Here is a 21168-nt window from a genome sequence, read left to right on the forward strand (position 1 = left end):
CCCAACGACATGCGTAGAAACAAAGACTTAAAGCGCGAGGAGCGAATCTGAAAGATCGCGACGCGCTTTAAGGTCTCACGAAGCCGACGCCATGGCGCGATTGCGCGTCCGACCCTGGCCTTTTTTCCGGCTGCGGGCGATCGGCCGCCAGGAGCGGTAGAGGATGAGCGCGATGATCAGCCCGACATAGATATATTGCTCGAGATCGAGGATCTTGGTCGAGAGCGCGAAATGCAGCGCCCCGCAGGCGGCAATAATGTAGACGAGGCGGTGCAGCCAGTTCCAGTTCGCACCCAGGCGGCGGATCGAGAAGTTATTGGACGTCACCGCCAGCGGAATAAGCATCGCCAGGGCCGCCATGCCGAACATGATGAAAGGGCGCTTCAGCACATCGTTGACGACCGCTTGGATATCCATCGCCTGGTCGAGCACCATGTAGACGGTGAAATGCATCAGCGCGTAGTAGAAGGTCAGCAGTCCAAGCGCACGGCGGTAGCGCAGGTAGTTCCAGCCGAACAACTCGCGGGCAGGGGAGACGGCAAGTGTCAGAATCAGGAAGCGGATCGTCCAGATGCCGAGGAAGAGCTCGAAGGTCTTGACCGGATCGGCGCCGAGCTGATCGGTTGCGCCGAGATAGAAGGTCCAGGCCGCAGGTACCAGCCCCACGACATAAAGCAGCCAGACGGAAGCGGGCTGCCAGCGCTTCGGGATGGCGAGCGACAATTCCGCCATCAGAAATTCGCCTTCAGATCCATGCCTGCATAAAGCCCCGCCACCTCGTCGGCATAGCCGTTGAAGGGCAGGGTGGGGTGGCGGCTCGCGCCGAAGAAGCCGCTTTCGCCGATGCGCCGCTCGCTCGCCTGGCTCCAACGAGGGTGGTCGACCGCAGGATTGACGTTGGCATAGAAGCCATATTCCTGCGGATTGGTCACCTGCCAGGTGTTTTTCGGCTGCTGGTCGGTGAGCGTCATTCTGACGATCGACTTGATGCCCTTGAAGCCGTATTTCCACGGGACGACGAGGCGGATCGGCGCGCCGTTCTGGTTCGGCAGCGTCTCGCCATAAAGCCCGACGGCAAGCAGCGTCAGCGGATGGCGCGCCTCGTCGAGGCGCAAGCCCTCGACATAGGGCCAGTCGAGCGACTGGAAGAAACCCTTCTGCCCCGGCATTTCGTCCGGCCGCACGACAGTTTCGAAGGCGACATATTTGGCGCTGCCGAGCGGCTCCACCTTGTCGAGCAGCGATGCCAGCGGAAAGCCGTCCCAGGGAATGACCATCGACCACGCTTCGACGCAGCGCATGCGATAGGTGCGCTCCTCGATCGGGAATTCCTTCATCAGCGCCTCGAGGTCGAAGGTGCCTGGTTTGTTGACCATGCCGTCGACCTTGACCGTCCAGGGCAGCGGCTTGAAATCGCCGGAATTCGCTGCGGGATCGGCCTTGTCGAGGCCGAACTCATAGAAATTGTTGTAGGTGGTGACGTCCTTGAGCGGCGTCGGCTTCTCGTCGACCTTGTACTTGCTCCCGACGGCGGAAAGCGCGGCCGCGCTCGCCTTGCCGGCGCCGTAGAGCGCCATGGCGCCGAGCGCCGCAGCGCCGAGGAATTCACGGCGGCGCAGATAGAGCTGGCGCGGCGTGATTTCCGACGACGCGATCTTTGGGGGGCGATAGCTTGGCATGTCGAAAACCTCCAGGGCGGATTTCTTGACTATAGTTCTTAAACGAACCGCCCGCATGTTCGGATTAAAGCATGTCGCGCAAAAGTGTGTAGCGGTTTTGCGATAACGACATGCGCAAAAACTAAGGCCTAAAGCGCGGGGAGCGAATCTGAAAGATCGCGACGCGCTTTAGTCTCTATGCCTTGAATATCACCGACGGGAAGCCAATTTTTTGTGTTCGGCTGTGATGGAATAGGCTGTAACCAAACCCCGCGCCGAACCGTATATCACCAATGGCGCTCAAGGCGCTTCTCCCGGCAGCGTACCGGATTTGGCCTTGCCGGTAGTGACAGCTCCCGCCGATTGGATTAGGACAATTCCAAAAAGCAGCGTTGCCCGGCCGCAGGCTCAATGCCGCCCCGCTTCGCCTGATGATCTCCGACACGTCGAGGAAGACACCGATGCCAGCCTACCGCTCCAGAACCACGACCCACGGCCGCAACATGGCAGGCGCGCGCGGCCTTTGGCGCGCCACGGGCATGAAGGATTCGGATTTCGGCAAGCCGATCATCGCGGTGGTGAATTCCTTCACCCAGTTCGTGCCCGGCCACGTGCATCTGAAGGATCTCGGCCAGCTCGTCGCCCGTGAAATCGAGGCAGCCGGCGGTGTCGCCAAGGAGTTCAACACGATCGCCGTCGACGACGGCATCGCCATGGGTCATGACGGCATGCTCTATTCGCTGCCCTCGCGCGAACTCATTGCCGACAGCGTCGAATACATGGTCAATGCCCATTGCGCCGATGCCATGGTCTGCATCTCCAACTGCGACAAGATCACGCCCGGCATGCTGATGGCGTCGTTGCGCCTCAACATCCCGACCGTCTTCGTCTCCGGTGGTCCGATGGAAGCGGGCAAGGTCGTGCTGCACGGCAAGACCCATGCACTCGACCTCGTCGATGCCATGGTCGCCGCAGCCGATGAAAAGATCAGCGACGAGGATGTGCAGACCATCGAGCGCTCGGCCTGTCCGACCTGCGGCTCCTGCTCCGGCATGTTCACCGCCAATTCGATGAACTGCCTGACGGAGGCGCTCGGCCTGTCGCTGCCCGGCAACGGCTCGACGCTCGCCACCCACGCCGACCGCAAGCGCCTCTTCGTCGAGGCCGGCCATCTGATCGTCGATCTCGCCCGCCGCTACTACGAGCAGGACGACGTCAAGGCGCTGCCGCGCACCATCGCCTCCAAGCAGGCCTTCGAGAATGCCATGGCGCTCGACATCGCCATGGGCGGTTCGACCAACACGGTCCTCCACATCCTTGCTGCCGCCCATGAAGGCGAGATCGATTTCACCATGGCCGATATCGACGCGCTGTCGCGCCGGGTGCCGTGCCTGTCGAAGGTCGCACCCGCCAAGAGCGATGTTCATATGGAAGACGTGCACCGCGCCGGCGGCATCATGTCGATCCTCGGCGAGCTCGACAAGGGCGGTCTCCTGAACCGCGATTGCCCGACCGTGCATGCCGAGACGCTGGGCGATGCGATCGACCGCTGGGACATCACCCGCACCAACAGCGACACTGTCCGCAACTTCTATCGCGCCGCCCCTGGCGGCATCCCGACCCAGGTCGCCTTCAGCCAGGAGGCCCGCTGGGACGAACTCGACACCGACCGCCAGAACGGCGTCATCCGCTCGGTCGAACATCCTTTCTCCAAGGACGGCGGCTTGGCCGTGCTCAAGGGCAATCTCGCGGTCGACGGCTGCATCGTCAAGACGGCCGGCGTCGATGAATCGATCCTGAAATTCTCAGGCCCGGCCCGCGTCTTTGAAAGCCAGGATGCCTCGGTCAAGGCGATCCTCGCCAACGAGGTCAAGGCCGGCGACGTCGTCGTCATCCGCTACGAAGGCCCGAAGGGCGGCCCCGGCATGCAGGAAATGCTCTATCCGACGAGCTATCTGAAGTCGAAGGGCCTCGGCAAGGCCTGTGCGCTCATCACCGACGGCCGCTTCTCCGGCGGCACCTCGGGTCTGTCGATCGGCCACGCCTCGCCGGAAGCGGCAAATGGCGGCACGATCGGCCTGGTGCGCGAAGGCGACGTGATCGACATCGACATCCCGAACCGCACGATCAGCCTGCGCGTCGACGAGGCCGAGCTTGCCGCCCGCCGCGCCGATCAGGACGCCAAGGGCTGGCAGCCGGCCGAAGTGCGCAAGCGCAACGTCACGACCGCGCTGAAGGCTTACGCCGCCTTCGCCACCAGCGCCGACCGCGGCGCCGTGCGGGATCTGAACGCCCGCTAACTGGTCGAACCTATTACCCGCTGATTGAGAGTCAGCTGCTCAAGACCGGCCGCTTTCAAAGCGGCCGGTTGATGTTTTTATAGGTCTCGCCGAGTTGCTTCAGGCGCTCGTCATAGGCAGCCTTGATACAGGCGGTATCCGCAGCGCATTCCTGTCGTTTCTTCAGCCAGGCGGTCTGCTCGTCCTGCAATGTCCCGCGCGAGCCCATCGCCAGCAGGCCGGAGAGCAGCTCGAAGGTCGTCACCATCTTCACGTCGGCATCGTTGAGCGCGCGGTTGTCGCAGATCGCCTTTTCATCAGGCTTCAATTCCTTCGCATCGCAGTCGAAGCTTGCCGCCTGCGCCATATCCGATGCGAAGATGGAAATCGCAAAACCAAAACCCATCATCATCGCTCTTGCCGTCATCATTCCCATGTCCCTTTTGCTCCTGGTCAGCCCAGTTTGCGCAATGCCAGAGCCAGGAAGATGATGCAGGCAAGCCAGACGGCAAGGATGAAGATCAGCCCGGCCCGGCCGGAAGGACGCTCGATGCGTTTTGCCGCTTCATCGCGCAGCGCGCTCATAACTGCAGCCGGGATAAGCCGCGTCGCCAGCAGGATGCCGAGCGGCACGATCAGGAGATCGTCGAGATAGCCGAGCACCGGAATGAAATCGGGGATGAGATCGATGGGGGACAGCGCATAGGCCGCAACCGCGCCCGCCACCGCTTTCGCATGCCAGGGCACCCGTGGATCCCGGGCAGCAAGCCATAAGGCGATGATGTCACGCTTCAGTGACTTCGCCCAGTTTTTGGCTTTTGATATCAGTTGCATGGCCGAATTTCCTGAATCGAATTCGCAAAGGCTTCAAGCAAAATCTCTTGAGGTCGTCGGCTGCCTTATTCTTCCATGCTTCCGCCCTCTTTCCTTTCTAGCGTCGGACGCTAAAACAATTTTTCTAGAGGATTCAAAAGGGATAATCATGCAAGGCCTGTTCAAACACGCCTCCGTTTCGCTGCTCGCTCTGACGCTCCTTCTGCCGGCTGCCACTTACGCGCAGACGGCAAAGACGGTGCCCGAGAGCCAGATGCAGATGCAGCTCTCCTTCGCGCCGCTCGTCAAACAGACGTCGGGCGCCGTCGTCAATGTCTATGCGGAAAAGACCGTCCGGCGGCAGTCGCCCTTTGCCGGCGACCCCTTTTTCGAGCAGTTCTTCGGCCAGCAGATGCCGAATCGCTCGGAGAAACAGTCCTCGCTCGGTTCCGGCGTCATCGTCGAGGCGAACGGCACTGTCGTGACCAACAATCACGTCGTCGAAGGCGCCGACGACATCAAGGTTGCCCTGCCTGATGGACGCGAATTCCCCTGCAAGGTGGTGCTGCGCGATGACCGTGTCGATCTTGCCGTGCTGAAGATCGACACCAAGGAAAGTTTCCCGACATTGCCGATCGGCAATTCCGATGCGGTCGAGGTCGGCGATCTCGTGCTGGCGATCGGCAATCCCTTCGGCGTCGGCCAGACGGTGACGAGCGGCATCGTCTCCGCACTTGCCCGCAACCAGGTGGTCAGGAACGAGTTCGGTTTCTTCATCCAGACCGATGCCTCGATCAATCCCGGCAATTCCGGCGGCGCGCTGATGAACATGAAGGGCGAGCTGATCGGCATCAACACGGCGATCTTCTCGCGCGGCGGCGGCTCGAACGGCATCGGCTTCGCCATTCCGGCCAATCTGGTCAAGGTCTTCCTCGCCTCGGCGGACGCCGGCGTCAAATCGTTCGAGCGGCCCTATGTCGGCGCGAGCTTCGATGCCGTGACCTCTGAAGTCGCTGAGGCACTGGGGCTGAACAAGGTTCGCGGCGCGCTCGTCGTCAAGGTTTCGGAAGGCGGCCCGGCCGCCAAGGCCGGACTGAAGGCCGGCGAAATCGTCACCGCTGTCGACGGTATTTCGGTCGAACATCCGGATGCGCTGCTTTACCGGCTGACGACGGCCGGTCTCGGCAAGTCGGTCAAGCTCACCGTCGTCGAGAACGGCCGCGAGGAGCAATTGCCGCTGACGCTCGATCGTGCCCCGGAAACCTCGCCGCGCGATCAGCGCACCATTGGCGGTCGCACCCCCTTCAGCGGCGCCGTTGTCGAAAACCTGTCGCCGCGGGTCGCCGACGAACTCCGCATGCCGCCGGAATCGGCAGGCGTCGTCGTCTCCGAGGTCAAGGAGGATTCGCCGGCCGCCCGTCTCGGTTTCGAGCCGAAGGATATCATCGTCTCGATCAACGGCACCGATGTGAAGACCACCAGCGAACTGTCCGAAATCGCCGATAGCGACCCCGGCCTCTGGCGGGTGGAGATCGAGCGCGACGGTCAGCGCATCCGGCAGTTCTTCCGATGAGCAATGATCTCTTCGCGCCGCGTGTTCCGGAGGAGGTAGCCGCCAGGCGGCCGCTTGCCGACCGGCTGCGGCCGAAGACGCTTGCCGATGTCACCGGTCAGGAACATCTGACCGGTGAAGACGGCGTGCTGAAAAGAATGATCGAAAGCGGTTCGCTCGGCTCGATGATCTTCTGGGGCCCGCCAGGCACCGGCAAGACGACGGTGGCACGGCTGCTGTCGGGCGAGGCGGGGCTGGCCTTCGAGCAAATTTCGGCGATTTTCTCAGGCGTCGCCGATCTGAAGAAAGTGTTCGAGACTGCCCGCCTGCGCCGCATGGACGGCCGCCAGACGCTGCTCTTCGTCGACGAGATCCACCGTTTCAACCGCGCCCAGCAGGACAGCTTTCTGCCTGTTATGGAGGACGGCACCGTCATCCTCGTCGGCGCCACCACCGAAAACCCGTCCTTCGAGCTCAACGCCGCTCTGCTGTCGCGCGCCCGCGTGCTGACCTTCAAATCGCATGATGAGGAGAGCCTGGAGGAATTGCTGAAGCGCGCCGAGGCGATCGAGCAGAAGCCGCTGCCGCTGACGGAGGAAGCGCGTCTCAGTCTGATCCGCATGGCAGACGGCGACGGCCGCGCCGTGCTGACGCTTGCCGAAGAAGTCTGGCGCGCCGCACGCGAAGGTGAGAGTTTCGATACCGAAGGCCTGACGCGCATCGTCCAGCGCCGCGCTCCGGTCTATGACAAGGCGCAGGATGGCCACTACAATCTGATCTCGGCCTTGCATAAATCCGTGCGCGGCTCGGACCCGGACGCCGCCCTCTATTATCTCGCCCGCATGTTCGATGCCGGCGAGGATCCGCTCTATCTCGGCCGGCGGCTGGTGCGCATGGCAGTGGAGGATATCGGCCTTGCCGATCCGCAGGCGCTGGTGGTCTGCAACGCCGCCAAGGATGCCTATGAGTATCTCGGTTCCCCCGAGGGCGAACTGGCGCTCGCCCAGGCCTGCGTCTATCTCGCCACCGCGCCGAAATCGAATGCCGTCTACACCGCCTTCAAGGCCGCAAGCCAGGCCGCCAAGCAGAACGGCTCGCTGCTGCCGCCGAAGCATATCCTCAATGCGCCGACCAAGCTGATGAAGGGCGAAGGTTACGGCGAGGGTTACCGCTACGACCATGACGAGCCGGACGCCTTTTCCGGCCAGGACTATTTCCCGGAGAAGATGGGCCGCCAGACCTTCTATGACCCGCCGGAGCGTGGTTTCGAGCGCGACATCCGCAAGCGGCTGGAATGGTGGGCCAAGCTTCGCAAGGAGCGCAACCCGCGCTGACGCGTCTGGCCTGTTCGGTTGGTGAACGGGGCTCAGCCGCCAAGCGCGATCGCTATTGCAACCAGAAGCAAGCCGAGACAAGTCATCGTCATCCCGGCATAAAAAGGCCTGCCTCCTGAAAACCTCGCCCAGGCATAGCCCGTCACAAACAGCAGCATGATGAGAAACAGATTGCTGGTTCTCAGGGCAAGGTGCGCACTGTCGATGAGAAGGAAAGGGATCACCGCCGGAACGGCGGTGGCCGAGACCAGAACGAAGACCGCGATTGCGGCCAACAGATCCCGTTTCGGGAGGGACGTCTTCACAGGATCGGCCCGGCGTGCGAGCGTCAGGAGCGATCGATAGAGTGCGTCCGCGTCAGCGCCCTTTGCAGAGAATGGTGCCTCCGCTATCGGGAATTCCTTCGCAAGCACCGTCAGCGCCGCAGATTCGCTTCTGGCGGTTTTGATCTGTCGAAAAAGCCGCAGCCGCCTGCTTTTGTTAAACGTCGTACCCAGGAAAAACAAGACGGCGTCAATGATCCCCCAAGCGACGTTGCAGCCGATCGTTGCGACGATCAGATCGTGGACATTCAACCCTTCCTTTTCAAAAACCAGCCTCGAACCGACCGTCCACGTCAGCGCCATAATCAATCCGAAAAGGACTTCGCCGAGCGCATCGCCGGGATCAATGATATTGGTGATACGACCGATCAGTTTCGAAGTCATGGACCACTTCCCACGTGATGAAGACCACGGTCTGATGTTTCCACTCGCGCTCTGTCATGGAAGTTAAGCTGATTTGCATGGGTTCGCGCTCCGGGCGGCTACGGCTCGCAAGGGGATTGTGATCGACATAGCAGCCTGTTTCATTGATCGTGATCAAGGATCAGCACGATTGGACGTGAGCGCGTCGGCGCTACCACGACGCTTCGTCATCGAGACGCGCGGTGCTGTAAAGCTCAGGAGGCGCGCGGCGTTTTCTGGTTTGGCGGCGCGGCGATCACCTTGACGGATGAGTCCGCCAGCCCGTGATGGCCTTCCATATCGACGACGACATGCCAGTGGCCGCTTTCCGGAACGGCGATCTTGATCGGCGATTTGCGCGCCACGCCACCGATATATTTGAAATCGAGAACTTCGGTGAAGCGCTGGAAATTCGGCGCCGTCATCAGCCGGACATTGTTCACGGCATTCAACGACACCTCGATGATCGTTCCGGCGCGCTGTTCCTTGAGATCGTAATGTGTGAAGCGGAAATTCGGTTTCGGCATCGGTCTCGTGGTGTCTGAAGTCTCTGCGACGAGATTTTACCAGCATGCCGGTTAAGGAAAAGTTGGAAATCGGTCGCAAACCCCGATCGGAGAAATTTCGAAGCGCGGTGTCGGAAAAGTCCGGCCGCCGCCGTCCTTGCGGTTCGACTCAAACCGGAGCAAGGACATGTCAAAGATGAAGTAAGGGACGGCAGCGGGGGCTTCCGGCTGCCTTTGCCTCTCGCTGTCACGCCGCATCCCGAAATCCGGAATGCGGCGGTACTGGTCTTGGCTCTCAGGCCGAGGCTGTTGCCTCGCTCGGAAAATCCGTGGAGAGGGCAAGTTCCCGCCAGGCGGCAAGCTCCTTTTCGACGCTGGCATGCTGCGCTTCGATCATCGCCACCGTGTCGCTGCCGAACGGCATGCGCAGCGGCGGATTGGCCGAATTGACCATCGTCATGATGCCGGCGGCGAGCCTGGCGGGGTTGCCGGGCTGGGCATGATTGGCGTCGGCGGCGAAGTCGCGCATGTTGCCGGCCGGCGTGCCTTCGTAATCGGCGATGGAGGCCGGGCTGACCGCCAGTGACGTATCGGCGAGGAAGTCGGTGCGGAAGAAGCCGGGCTCGACGATCGTCACCTTTATGCCGAAGGGTTCGAGTTCGGCGGCCATCGATTCCGACAGGCCTTCGACGGCGAATTTCGTCGAGCCGTAGACGCCCCAGCCGGGATAGCCGAAGTAACCGCCGATCGAGGAGAAGTTCAGGACATGGCCGGAACGCTGGCGGCGCATATAGGGCAGCACGGCGCGTGTCACCTTCAGGAGGCCGAAGACATTCGTGGCATAGAGCTTTTCGATCTCTTCGGCCGTGGCTTCCTCGACGGCGCCAAGCAGGCCGTAGCCGGCATTGTTGGCGAGAATGTCGATGCGGCCGAAGCGGGCGATGCCGGCAGCCGCAGCTTCTTTCGCCTGCGCCTCGTTGGTGACGTCGAGCGCGACGGCCAAAAGGTTCGGATGATCGCCGAACTGCTCGGCCACGGTCTTCGGGTTGCGGGCGGTGGCAATGACGGCATCGCCTGATGCAAGGGCTTCCTTGGTCATCAGCGCGCCGAAGCCGCGGGATGCACCTGTGATGAACCAGACTTTCATGACGATTTTCCTTTCGAGGTCGATTTGCCTGTCTCGGCGTCGCATCTCTGTGCTGACGGGGTTGAATTTGACCGAAAATCCGTTGCTGTATAAGATTTGTTATTATTGAAACTACGATGAGTGTCATTCAGTAATGCGCGCCACCGAGCTTTCCGAACTCGCGGCTTTTGCGGCCGTTGCCCGGCATAAGAGCTTCCGCAAGGCCGGCGAGGAGAGGGGTGTCACCGCCTCAGCGGTCAGCCATGCCGTGCTCAACCTCGAAGACCGGATCGGCATCCGCCTGCTCAACCGCACGACGCGCAGCGTCTCGCTGACCGAGGCCGGCGAGCTGCTGATCTCGCATCTCGACCCGGCCTTCGGGGAGATGGCGGCAGCGCTCGATGCGCTGAACCGCTACCGCGACACGCCCTTCGGCAAGGTGAGGATCAACGTGCCGAATTCGATCGGCCCCTTCGTCATCGGTCGCATCATCGGCCCGTTGCTGAAAAGCAATCCCAATCTGCAACTGGAGATCAACGCGACCGACAGGCTGGTCGATATCGTCGAGGAGGGCTTCGATGCCGGCATCCGCTTCGGCGAACGTGTCACCGAAGGCATGATCGCGCTGCGCATCAAACCGCGCATCCGCCTGGTCGTGGTCGGTTCGCCAGCCTATTTCGAGGTCCGGCCGAAGCCGACGACGCCGCACGAGCTCAAGCGCCATCTCTGCATCCAGAACATGTTTCCGTCAGGCGCACGTTATGCCTGGGAATTCGAGAAGGATGGCCAGACGGTGAGCTTCCAGCCGACCGGACCGCTGTCGCTCGACGATCACGAACTGATGCTGCAGGCAGCGCTCGGCGGCGTCGGTCTTGCCTATATCTGGGAGCCACGCGTGGAAAAGGCGATCGCCGGCGGCGAACTGATCCAGGTGCTCGACGACTGGTGCCAGCCGGAGGAACCGCTCTATCTCTACTATCCGAGCCGCCGCCATATGTCGGCGGGCTTCAGGGCGTTCATCGACGCGATGAGAGCCGAGTAAAAAAGGTGAGGATTCGCATCCCTCGGCCTTTTGACTCCTGCGCTCGAACTGGCCAAAGATGCTGCCATGGCCGCCATGGCCAGCATTATCGGGAGAGGCTGATGAACGGTCGGATCTTGCCAACTGTCAATCGAAGCGCATCAAAGCGGCTCGGCGGTCTGTTGCCGGCATTGGCCGCGTTGATGCTGCTGGCCCCGTCGGCGGTCGGCAAGGACATTGGACCGCAAAGCCAGGCCTCGCGCGAGCAGGTCGAAAAGCTTGTCGGCCTCTGGAAGGATCATTTTGCCGATGCCGATAGCCTGCAGCAGCGGCGCACAGCCTTCCGGACGCTGATGGAAACGACGCCCGGGCCGACCCGCATCCAGGTCCGGCAGGTCGATGCCGATGGCGTTGATGCCGAGCTGATGTGGCCGGCCCGTCTGCATCACCCGATCGGCCACAGGGTGATCCTCTATATTCATGGCGGCGGCTTCTCCGGCGGCTCCATCCGCACGCACAGCCTGCTTGCCGGCTCGCTCGCCAAGGCCGCATCCAGCGACGTGCTGCTGATCGATTATCGGCTGATGCCCGAATATACCTATCCCGCCCAGATCAACGACGCGCTGACGGCCTATCGCTGGCTTCTCGACAACGGCTATCGCAACGACAACGTTATCATCGCCGGCGACGACGCCGGCGGCAATATCGCGATCGAGACGGTGCTGCGGCAGAAGCAGGCGGCAAAGCCATTGCCGGCGGCTGTGATTGCGCTCAGCCCGATCACCGATCTCACCGCGACCGGCGGATCGATGACATCAAATGCCGACAACGATCCGCTGGTCGGAAGCGCCTCGATCGAGGCCTTGCGCAAAGCCTATCTCGGCAACCGCTCGCCGACCGATCCCCAGGCATCGCCGCTTTATGCCGATATGACCGGTTTTCCGCCGCTGCTGCTGCAGGTCGGTTCCGGTGAAGTCCTGCTCGACGATACGCTGCGGCTCGCCGACAAGGCGCGCCAGGCGGGCGTGGACGTCACCACCGAGATCTGGCCCGGCATGCCGCATCAGTGGCAGTTGTTTCCCTCGCTGCTCGACGATGCCGATCGGTCGAGTCAGAATATTGCCGAGTTTGCGATCCGGCATTTTGAGGACAAGCCGGAAGAATAAGCCAGCAAGGGTAGGGGCTACTCTTTCATTGTGATGTGCCACGCGACTGTGACGGCGCCAGAGGCCGTTCGACTTCCCTGCCGACGCTGAGCGCCTTTCTGATATTCGGCTCCAGCCGCTCGATGTAGGCGTGATCGGGTGCGGCGCCCAGCGCATCCAGCATTTTCGAGAAGAAACAGCGAGCCGCTGCCGCGGCCGTGACGTCGAAGACTTCGGCGTCACTCAGCCCATGTTTCTTCAGCCCGTCTATATCCTGTTGGGTCACCGACGTCGCGTCGCGCGCCACCTTGGCGGCAAAGGCCATGATTGCCCTTTCGCCGGCATCGATCGGCGCTTTCTCCGTCTCGTTGACGACAGCCGTCAGCCCGTCGCTCGTAAACCCCTCGCGCAGCAGCACCGAGCCGTGCGCCAGCATGCAATAGGAGGATTTCAACTCCTTGGCCGCTGCCAGCGTCACCAGCTCGTAGCGCCTGAGGCTCATATGTCCGCGAATGCTCGAAAGCAGCGCTGCCCAGTTCTCCATCACCTCCGGCCGGTGTCCGAAGGCACGGTACATGTTCGGCAGGTAACCATAATTCGCCTCGGCCGACGCATACATCGACGTCGTCTTCTCGCTGGCGGATGCATTGGGGGTGTGAATGAAAGCCATGGCATGGTCCTCCTCTATAGCGAGAAGGATAGGGTAGATATGCGGGACAGCAATCCTGAAAAATCAGGCAGCGTCACTGTTCTCAGAAGCGTGACCAGTTCGCTTGATCGGAAGGGTTACGGTGAATGTCGATCCGCATCCTCGTGCGCTTCGAACCTCTATCGAGCCGTCGTGCAGTTCGACGATCTGCTTCACCAGGTTGAGGCCGATGCCCGTTCCGGCAATTCCGGTCGACGTCCCGGCACGAAAATAGCGCTGGAACAACCGCGGCACGTCTTCGGGATCGATCCCCACCCCGTCGTCGCTGATCGACACTTTGACGTTTCCGGTCTCCTGCCATGCCGTGACGCGAATTTCGGGTGTTCCGGGCGCGTATTTGACGGCATTGGACAGCAGGTTGGTAAAGACCTGCGCCAAGCTACGCGGATCGCCGTCGATGAACTCGGGCAGCCTGTCGATATCCAACACAAAGCTGTGCGTCTTGGCGATCGTCGACTGCCGCTCGCAACAGCTTCTTATCAAGGATCTCAAGGCGCAGGCGTCGTAGCTGATATCGATCTTGCCGGTGTCGAGCCGCCCGGCCGATAGGATGCTTTCCATGAGGTCGACGATCCGGTTCACCGATGCACGGATCTGATCGACCTTGTCGCTCAAGAATTCGGGCTCGACTGCTCCTCTTTTGCGCAGCAGCCGCTGGGCGGCAGCGTCGATGATGGCGAGCGGTGTGCGGAATTCATGGGACGCCATGGCCACGAACTGCCGCTGCAATTCGTTGATGTTGCGTTCCTGCGCAAGCATTCGCTCGAGTTCCCGCGCCTGACGCTCGACCTCGGCCGTGCGGCTCTGCACCGTCGTTTCGAGCTGATCGTGATGCCGGCGCAGCTCTTCCGTCAGCCGCACTGTCTTGGTGACGTCTTCGTGGGTGGCCACGTAGCCACCGTTTTGCATCGGATTGTGGGTGATTTTGATGACGCGGCCGTCGGAGAGCACGATATTCTGGCTGGCCACCGCACCACGCACCGTCGCTTCGAACACCACATCGAAATAGGTCGCGGTGTCGGCCGGGCCATTTCCCTCGCGGCTGCGATAGGCCAGGATATCGACAAGCGGCGTCCCTGGCTGCGTCAGTGAATCCGGCAGATTGTACATCCGCGCGTAGGAGGGGTTGCACAAGATCAGCTTCTTCGTCGAATCGAACATGCACAGCCCATGCGGCATGTTGCGGAGCGCCGCGTCGAAGCGGTGATGTTGTTCGGTGAGACTGTCTTCGACGCGGATCAGGGTAGAGATGTCTTCATAGCTGAGGATCCAGCCTCCCTCCTTCGAGGGGGCGCAGGTCAATGAGACCATCCGTCCGTCGGAAAGCGCAAACTGAGACGTGTGCGGCCTGCCGGTCGTCGACTGCCGGCATGCGGCTGCGCGGCAATCGGCGGTGCCCGGCAATCCGTCGATATTCATTCCTCTGCCGATGGCTCCATCGGGCAGCCCGAGAATATCCAGTGTGCGGGAGTTGAAAGCCGTCACCCTATCGGCAGGATCAAGGAGAACGATGCCCTGCGGCAGGTTCTCCAGAATGGATTCAAACGAGTGTGGCATCATCCGGCCCTGCTTCAGATCTGGCACGTTGCACGTATCCGTAGCATTGGTGAGAAACGATAAAGTTTCGCTAATGGCTATCGATCGGGCTTCCTGACGTGAAGAGAGGGCACTGTCACATCGTTCAAAGCAACCACCACCGATGGCAAGGACACTCATCTTTTCTCCAGAGGATCTTGATCGCTTTTCTGTCGATCGAGAATGTCGAGCGATGGCGCTGACGCCAGAGCATGGACGGCCTCAAGCCTATTGGATCCACGATGTCTGCCGCGATTTATCCTCGGAATTGAACAGCACGATCGCTGCCTTCGCATAGATGTTGTCATCGGGGACGAAGCCCATATCGAAGCGGCTATCCAGGCTGTTGTCGCGATTGTCGCCCAGCACGAAATAATGCCCGTCGGGGACAGTGAATTCCCGGGTGTTGTCGCCGCGAGAGTTGTCCACTTGCTCAACGATCATATAGCTGCGGCCAGATGGCAGCGTCTCTTTAAAGGCATGCACTGTCTCTGATTGATAGGTCAAATCACCTGCCGGTTCGCGCTCAACTGCGGTACCGTTCAAGTAGAGAATACCCGATTTCATCTGAATGCGGTCACCCGGCAGGCCGACGACGCGTTTCACGAAATCGATCCTCGGGTCCATCGGCTGGCGGAATATGACGACGTCTCCTCGCTCCGGCCCATATCCAAATATACGATGCCGCGGTCCAAGCCCGTACGGGAACGAATAGCGGCTGTATCCGTAGACATATTTTTGCGCGAACATGTAGTCGCCGCTCTGCAAGTTAGGCAGCATGGAACTCGCCGGCATTGTGAATGGCTGGAAGAGCAGACTGCGAACCAGCATCGCCAAGGCCAGTGGTGCAATCAAAAAGGTCAGAAAGAGACTATACCACCGCGAGTACCAAGGAAACATGGTCTCTGCCGGCATCTTCTTTGCCGTGCGATAGCCATGCAACAGACCGATCAGATGCCAGGCAAAGATCAGCAAATACCCAAAAACAGCAGCCGAAGGAACGCCAAACAACCAGAGTTGCGCGATCGAGATGATGATGCCGCCGATAAAGTAGGCGATGGCATTCCAGCCACGTCCGAGGTAGGCCATAACCACATCCGGACCGAATAGAAGTCCCAACGTCGCTGCGCAAATGGGACGACGAGCGCGAAAAGCTCAAAAAATTTGCATAAAAAATCTCAATAGGTTTGGCGAATATACTCAGGTCACGATCGTTCTTTGGCCGGCGCCTCATTTCGACTTGTAGTCGATGTCCTGAAAAATACCAGCCCCAGATTGGCAGCGTTCTATCGTAGAAAAATGTAGCTCTCTTGTGCCCGAGAATATCACCGGATGGCCCTTGGTCTCGGCCAAAATTTAGAACGTTCCAATTTTGTAAACGCTTCATTGCCACATGGGCGGCCAATAAATTCGCGAAAACCGTGAGAGAGAGTGGTGTCTATGCAAATTTCCCTTGACATAATTGGAACGTTCCAAATATTTATCCAGCAGTCGACGTGATGGTCGGAGAGGGAAATGACAAAGGCGCGGGTAACCGTCATTGATATCGCGAAGGCCGCCGGCGTCTCCAAGTCGACGGTGTCGCTGGTGTTGCAGGGCTCCTCCCTGGTCAATGAGGGCACACGCTCCAAGGTCAATGCGGTGATGCGCGAACTCGGTTACGTCTATAATCGCGGCGCAGCCAATCTTCGCCAAGCCGGCGCCAAATCGCGGATCGTCGGAGTTGTCGTCAACGACCTGACCAACAGCTTCTTTGCTGAGCTGGCGGTCGGCGTCGATATGGTCGTCCAGTCGGCCGGCTTCGTGCAATTCCTGTCGAACACTGGCGAGAGCATCGACCGGCAGCGTGAGGTTGTCGCATCGATGCGTGAGCATGGCATTTCCGGCCTCATCGTCTCGCCGGCCCGCGCCACCGATGCCGCGGATTTCAAGCCGCTCGTCGCCGCCGGGATTCCCGTCGTGGTCGTCGTTCGAAACCTGCCCGGCGCCAAGGTCTCGTCGATCGTCTCCGACAACCAGGCCGGCATGATGTCGGCGGTCAAGCACCTGGCGGGGCTCGGCCACAAGCGCATCGCCTTTCTTGGTGGATTTCCCGACACCGCCGTCTTCGACGACCGGCATGCCGGCTACCGAAGCGGCGTGGAGGTTGCCGGGCTCGATTATCACGAAGAACTCGTCATCTCCTCGGCGCCGTCGCGGGCCGGCGGGGTCGAGGCGATCGGAAAGGCCATTGCGCTCGGCCGCCGGCCGACCGCAGCCGTCTGCTTCAACGATGCCGTAGCCTTCGGTGTTTGCGACGGATTGCGTGCGCGCCGGCTGGAGCCTGGCGCCGACTTCGCCGTGGTGGGTTTCGACGACGTCATCGAGGCCCAGGCGGCGGTTCCGGCGCTGACGACGGTCTCGGTCGATCCGCAGGGTATCGGGCGCCGCGGCGCGCAGATGCTGCTCAAGCAGATCAATGCGGGCAAGGCCGAGGCGGAGGCGGTGACGACAGCCGTTCGGCTGGTCGTTCGCGAGAGCTGCGGCACCGGCAAGGCGGTACCGGCGAGGACCGGCAAGAGCGTAAAATCGAAACAGGACGCTGAGTAATGCAGACGAAGAAGCATCTCACCCCAGCCGAGGCGGCGGCGCTGATCCCGGATGGTGCCGTCGTCACGGTGTCGTCTTCGAGCGGCCTCGGTTGCCCCGACCTCATGCTGAAGGCGATTGGCGAGCGTTTCGACGCGACCGGCCATCCCCGTGGCTTGACCACCCTGCATCCGATCGCCGCCGGCGACATGAGCGGCATCAAGGGCGTCGACCATATTGCCAGGAAGGGTCTGCTCAAGCGCATCATCGGCGGCTCCTATCCGTCGGGACCGTCATCGTCCGAGCCGCCGCTCATCTGGCAGATGACCACCAACAACGAGATCGCGGCCTACAATATTCCCTCCGGCATCCTCTTCGACATCCATCGCGAAGCCGCCGCCAAGCGGCCGGGCGTGCTGACCAAGGTCGGGGTCGACACATTCGTCGATCCTCGGCGGCAGGGCTGCGCGATGAACCAGCTGGCGTCGCAACAACAGGTGGTCAAGCGCGTCAGCTTTGAGGGCGACGACTGGCTGTTCTTCCCTTCGATCGTTCCTCAGGTCGCCATCATCCGCGCCACCACCGCCGACGAGCGCGGCAACCTCACCTATGAACATGAAGGCGCCTATCTCGGCGGCCTCGATCAGGCGCTCGCCGCCCGCAACAATGGCGGCATCGTCATCGCCCAGGTCAAGCGGATCACCAAGGAGGGCTCGCTGAAACCCCATGACGTCCGGGTGCCGGGAATGCTGGTCGACTATATCGTCGTCGATCCCGAACAGAAGCAGACGACGCAGACGCTATACGATCCGGCGATTTCGGGGGAGATCTTCCGTCCGCTGGATAGCTTCCACGTGCCCGAGTTCAATGTTCAGAAGGTCATCGCGCGCCGCGTCGCGCAGGAGCTGCAGGCGGGAAGCTGCGTCAATCTCGGCTTCGGCATCTCGGCCAACGTGCCGCGCATCCTGCTGGAGGAGGGGCTCCATGGCGCCGTCACCTGGGTGATCGAGCAAGGTGCGGTCGGTGGCGTGCCGCTGCTCGATTTCGCCTTCGGCTGCGCATCCAATGCCGATGCCTATATGCCGTCCCCCTACCAATTCACTTACTTTCAGGGCGCGGGCTTCGATGCGTCGCTGCTGTCCTTCCTCGAGATCGGCAAGGACGGGTCGGTCAACGTCTCCAAACTTTCCTTCCGGCCGCATGTGACGGCCGGCGCCGGCGGCTTCGTCGACATCACCGCGCGGGCAAAGAAGATCGTCTTCTCGGGCATGTTCAATGCCGGGGCGAAGCTGTCGATCGCCGATGGGGCTCTCGTCATCGAGAGAGAAGGCAAGCTGAAGAAGCTGGTGAACGAGGTCGAACACGTCACCTTCAGCGGCAGGCGGGCGATCGAACAGGGGCAGGATATCATCTATGTCACCGAGCGGTGCGTGATGAGGCTGACGCCTGAGGGTATCGTTCTTACCGAGATCGCACCCGGCGTCGATCTGCAGTCTGAGATCCTCGATCAGTCCGAGTTTCCGCTGATCGTCGCACCCGACCTGAAGGTCATGGATGCGGCACTTTTCGGCGAGGCCGGCATCGGCCTGTCGCTCCCGGCCAAAAAGGCAAGGACGCTGGAGGGCAGCTTCCATGGCTAGTGGAACAGTCAAAGTAGACGTCGACGGACATGTAGCGACCTTGACGATTTCTCGTCCGGAGAAGCTGAACGCGCTCGATCTCGATATGCTGAAAGCCTTGGCGGAGGCAGCCGACGCGGTGGAGGCGCATGCGGATGTGCGCGCTGCCGTTCTCACCGGCGAAGGAAAGGGTTTTTCCGCCGGAGGCGATATCAAGGCATGGGGCGGAATGCAGCCTCAGGAGTTCGGTCACGCCTGGGTTCGTCACGGTCATCGCATCTTCGAAAGACTGGCGACGCTGAGGGTGCCACTGGTCGCGGCCCTGAACGGCCACGCTCTCGGAGGCGGGCTCGAGCTGGCGGGTGTTGCCGACATTCGCCTCGCAGAGGAACACGTCAAGATTGGCCTGCCGGAGACCGGCCTTGGAATGGTGCCGGGCTGGTCGGGGACCCAGCGTCTCGTGCGCCGCTTCGGCGCGCAGGCCGTCCGGCGCATGGCGCTCGGCGGCGAGATTTTTGCCGCAGAAGAGGCTCGCCTGCTCGGGATCGTCGACGCGGTGGTTCCAACCGGAAACGCGCTCGCCGCCGCCAGGGAATATGCCGAGCGGATTGCCGCGAGAGGTCCGGCCGCAATCGAGATCGTCAAGCTGATGATCGCATCGGCGAACGGCGAAGACAACGGAACCGCGGTCGAAGCCCTGGGCTCGATCCTCGCCGCCAAGACCGGCGATCTGAAGGAGGGCGTCGCATCATTCAGCGAGAAGCGCCCGGCAACGTTCAAGGGAGAATGGTAGTGACGGTCCTCGTCAACCCCACGGCGCTCAGCGACCACAAGGCGCGTGATTTCAAGATGCTGATCGACGGCAAATGGGAGGCTGGCGCCTCCGATCCGATCGAACGTATCGCGCCGAGCCATGGCGTGGTGGTCAGCCGCTTCCCGACCGGAAGCAGGACCGACGCCGAGCGCGCCATCGCTGCGGCACGAAAGGCCTTCGACCAGGGGCGGTGGCCGCGCATGACCGCGTCCGAACGCTCCGCCATCCTGCTCAAGGCGGCCGATCTGATCGCCGCACGTGCAGAGGAACTGGCATTTCTCGATGCCATCGAGGCGGGCAAGCCCATCACCCAGGTGCGAGGCGAAATTGCCGGTTCGGTCGACATCTGGCATTATGCGGCGGCTCTCGCCCGCGACCTCCACGGCGAAAGCTACAACACGCTCGGCGACGGCACGCTCGGCGTCGTCCTGCGCGAAGCGATCGGCGTTGTCTCGATCATCACGCCCTGGAACTTCCCGTTCCTGATCGTCGGCCAGAAGCTGCCTTTCGCGCTTGCCGCGGGCTGCACGACCGTCGTCAAGCCTTCCGAGCTGACGTCGGGATCGACGCTCGTCTTGGGCGAAATCCTGCAGCAGGCAGGCATTCCGGAGGGCGTCGTCAACATTGTCACCGGTACGGGACCTGAAGTCGGCGCGGTCATGACGTCTCATCCAGACGTCGACATGGTCTCCTTCACCGGCTCGACCGGTGTCGGAAAACTGACCATGTCGAATGCGGCGCAGACGCTGAAGAAGGTCTCGCTGGAGCTGGGCGGGAAGAACCCGCAGATCGTCTTCCCCGATGCCGACCTCGATGCCTTCATCGATGCCGCCGTCTTCGGCGCCTATTTCAATGCCGGCGAGTGCTGCAACGCCGGCTCGCGGCTGATCCTTCACAAGTCGATCGCCTCCGACGTCGTCGGGCGCGTCGCCGAGCTGTCGAAGGGGGTGAAGGTCGGCGATCCCCTCGATCCCCAGACGCAGGTCGGCGCGATCATCACGCCGCAGCATCTGGAGAAGATTTCAGGCTATGTCGCCGGTGCCAGGAGCAGCGGCGCCCGCGTCGCCCATGGCGGCGAGACTCTCGACCTCGGCATGGGTCAGTTCATGTCGCCGACGATCCTGGAAGCGGTCACCTCCGATATGGCGGTGGCGCGCGAGGAGGTCTTTGGACCGGTCCTGTCGGTCCTGACATTCGAGACGACTGCCGAAGCGGTCAGCATCGCCAATTCCATCGATTACGGCCTGTCGGCCGGTGTCTGGAGCCGCGATTTCGACACCTGCCTGACGGTCGGCCGGTCGGTGCGGGCGGGCACGATCTGGATGAACACCTTCATGGACGGCGCCTCCGAGCTGCCCTTCGGCGGCTACAAACAGAGCGGCCTCGGCCGCGAGCTCGGCCGCCATGCGGTCGAGGACTACACGGAGACCAAGACGCTGAACATGCATATCGGCAAACGCACCAATTGGTGGATGCCGAGAACCTAGGCCGGCTTAGCCGGCAATGAAACTACGCCTGAGGAGGGCGGGTGATCGGATGCGGAAATGGTTCCGCATCTTCCAAACGGGAACTGGGAGGTTCTTTGATGCGTAAGTTTCTGACCACGACTGCCGTGATCGCACTGGCTGTAGCCGGCGCCAGCGTGTCCGCTCGAGCCGCCGACGTGAAGGAAGTGCAGATGCTGCACTGGTGGACGTCGGGCGGCGAGGCGGCGGCTTTGAACA

19 protein-coding genes and 1 pseudogene are annotated in these 21168 nt (G+C 61.6%); 10 read left to right on the forward strand and 10 right to left on the reverse strand.

Annotated elements, in window-relative coordinates; all coding sequences use genetic code 11:
* Positions 1-75: 75 nt before the first annotated feature.
* The gene (msrQ, locus tag AF337_RS24110) at positions 76-732 is read right to left on the reverse strand and encodes a protein-methionine-sulfoxide reductase heme-binding subunit MsrQ (RefSeq protein WP_049734104.1); all 657 of its coding nucleotides are present in this window, start codon (positions 730-732) and stop codon (positions 76-78) included.
* On the reverse strand, positions 732-1679 hold the full coding sequence (gene msrP, locus AF337_RS24115; protein WP_049734105.1) for a protein-methionine-sulfoxide reductase catalytic subunit MsrP: 948 nt from the start codon (positions 1677-1679) through the stop codon (positions 732-734). The genes msrQ and msrP overlap by 1 nt, the downstream gene beginning before the upstream one ends.
* Before the next feature lie 440 nt (positions 1680-2119).
* On the opposite strand from msrP, the gene ilvD reads away from it, so the two are divergent.
* Positions 2120-3958: a dihydroxy-acid dehydratase gene (gene ilvD / locus AF337_RS24120; protein WP_049734153.1), complete on the forward strand. Its 1839-nt coding sequence runs from the start codon at positions 2120-2122 to the stop codon at positions 3956-3958.
* A 55-nt stretch (positions 3959-4013) separates the two neighbouring features.
* Here the strand turns inward: ilvD and AF337_RS24125 are convergent, their stop codons facing one another.
* Positions 4014-4367 carry a lysozyme inhibitor LprI family protein gene (locus tag AF337_RS24125; protein ID WP_049734154.1) on the reverse strand — a complete coding sequence of 118 codons (354 nt, stop codon included), beginning with the start codon at positions 4365-4367 and terminating at the stop codon, positions 4014-4016.
* Between the two features lie 23 nt (positions 4368-4390).
* Positions 4391-4771 carry a YkvA family protein gene (locus AF337_RS24130; RefSeq protein ID WP_049734106.1) on the reverse strand — a complete coding sequence of 127 codons (381 nt, stop codon included), beginning with the start codon at positions 4769-4771 and terminating at the stop codon, positions 4391-4393.
* Between the two features lie 148 nt (positions 4772-4919).
* Between AF337_RS24130 and AF337_RS24135 the strand changes: the two genes are divergently transcribed.
* Together AF337_RS24135 and AF337_RS24140 are read left to right on the forward strand one after the other, a co-directional pair.
* Positions 4920-6323: a DegQ family serine endoprotease gene (locus tag AF337_RS24135; RefSeq protein WP_049734107.1), complete on the forward strand. Its 1404-nt coding sequence runs from the start codon at positions 4920-4922 to the stop codon at positions 6321-6323.
* Positions 6320-7636: a replication-associated recombination protein A gene (locus tag AF337_RS24140; RefSeq protein WP_049734108.1), complete on the forward strand. Its 1317-nt coding sequence runs from the start codon at positions 6320-6322 to the stop codon at positions 7634-7636. The genes AF337_RS24135 and AF337_RS24140 overlap by 4 nt, the downstream gene beginning before the upstream one ends.
* A gap of 32 nt (positions 7637-7668) precedes the next feature.
* On the opposite strand, the gene AF337_RS24145 is transcribed toward AF337_RS24140, so the two are convergent.
* From AF337_RS24145 to AF337_RS24155, 3 genes are all read right to left on the reverse strand, one after another.
* A complete protein-coding gene (locus AF337_RS24145) occupies positions 7669-8343 on the reverse strand; it encodes a VIT1/CCC1 transporter family protein (protein WP_049734109.1) in 675 nt (224 codons plus the stop codon).
* Between the two features lie 233 nt (positions 8344-8576).
* Positions 8577-8888, reverse strand: a complete 312-nt coding sequence (locus tag AF337_RS24150; RefSeq protein ID WP_049734110.1) for a DUF1883 domain-containing protein — start codon at positions 8886-8888, stop codon at positions 8577-8579.
* A 274-nt stretch (positions 8889-9162) separates the two neighbouring features.
* Positions 9163-10014, reverse strand: a complete 852-nt coding sequence (locus tag AF337_RS24155) for an oxidoreductase (protein WP_049734111.1) — start codon at positions 10012-10014, stop codon at positions 9163-9165.
* A 133-nt stretch (positions 10015-10147) separates the two neighbouring features.
* Between AF337_RS24155 and AF337_RS24160 the strand changes: the two genes are divergently transcribed.
* Together AF337_RS24160 and AF337_RS24165 are read left to right on the forward strand one after the other, a co-directional pair.
* Positions 10148-11035, forward strand: a complete 888-nt coding sequence (locus AF337_RS24160) for a LysR family transcriptional regulator (RefSeq protein ID WP_049734112.1) — start codon at positions 10148-10150, stop codon at positions 11033-11035.
* A gap of 170 nt (positions 11036-11205) precedes the next feature.
* A complete protein-coding gene (locus tag AF337_RS24165; protein ID WP_184345628.1) occupies positions 11206-12180 on the forward strand; it encodes an alpha/beta hydrolase in 975 nt (324 codons plus the stop codon).
* A gap of 25 nt (positions 12181-12205) precedes the next feature.
* Here AF337_RS24165 and AF337_RS24170 read toward each other — a convergent pair whose 3' ends face one another.
* The 3 genes from AF337_RS24170 to lepB all read right to left on the reverse strand — a co-directional run bounded on the left by AF337_RS24170 (position 12206) and on the right by lepB (position 15532).
* A complete protein-coding gene (locus tag AF337_RS24170; RefSeq protein WP_049734114.1) occupies positions 12206-12829 on the reverse strand; it encodes a carboxymuconolactone decarboxylase family protein in 624 nt (207 codons plus the stop codon).
* 63 nt (positions 12830-12892) lie between these two features.
* Positions 12893-14428 (reverse strand): sensor histidine kinase, encoded by a 1536-nt coding sequence (locus AF337_RS24175; RefSeq protein ID WP_049734115.1) that lies wholly within the window; start codon positions 14426-14428, stop codon positions 12893-12895.
* 243 nt (positions 14429-14671) lie between these two features.
* Positions 14672-15532: a signal peptidase I gene (gene lepB, locus AF337_RS24180; RefSeq protein WP_049734116.1), complete on the reverse strand. Its 861-nt coding sequence runs from the start codon at positions 15530-15532 to the stop codon at positions 14672-14674.
* A gap of 426 nt (positions 15533-15958) precedes the next feature.
* Here lepB and AF337_RS24185 point away from each other — a divergent pair, with 426 nt between their 5' ends.
* From AF337_RS24185 to AF337_RS42510, 5 genes and pseudogenes are all read left to right on the forward strand, one after another.
* Positions 15959-17032 carry a LacI family DNA-binding transcriptional regulator gene (locus AF337_RS24185; RefSeq protein ID WP_049734117.1) on the forward strand — a complete coding sequence of 358 codons (1074 nt, stop codon included), beginning with the start codon at positions 15959-15961 and terminating at the stop codon, positions 17030-17032.
* Complete coding sequence (locus tag AF337_RS24190; protein ID WP_049734118.1) at positions 17032-18651, forward strand: acyl CoA:acetate/3-ketoacid CoA transferase; 1620 nt, start codon at positions 17032-17034, stop codon at positions 18649-18651. Before AF337_RS24185 ends, AF337_RS24190 begins: the two co-directional genes overlap by 1 nt.
* Positions 18644-19423, forward strand: a complete 780-nt coding sequence (locus tag AF337_RS24195) for an enoyl-CoA hydratase/isomerase family protein (RefSeq protein ID WP_049734119.1) — start codon at positions 18644-18646, stop codon at positions 19421-19423. Before AF337_RS24190 ends, AF337_RS24195 begins: the two co-directional genes overlap by 8 nt.
* Positions 19417-20931 (forward strand): aldehyde dehydrogenase family protein, encoded by a 1515-nt coding sequence (locus AF337_RS24200; RefSeq protein WP_049734120.1) that lies wholly within the window; start codon positions 19417-19419, stop codon positions 20929-20931. Before AF337_RS24195 ends, AF337_RS24200 begins: the two co-directional genes overlap by 7 nt.
* A gap of 98 nt (positions 20932-21029) precedes the next feature.
* A pseudogene (locus tag AF337_RS42510) lies at positions 21030-21168 on the forward strand (sugar ABC transporter substrate-binding protein); the annotation flags it as partial.

It is taken from the genome of Rhizobium ecuadorense, from assembly GCF_001187535.1.
Lineage (GTDB): Bacteria > Pseudomonadota > Alphaproteobacteria > Rhizobiales > Rhizobiaceae > Rhizobium > Rhizobium ecuadorense.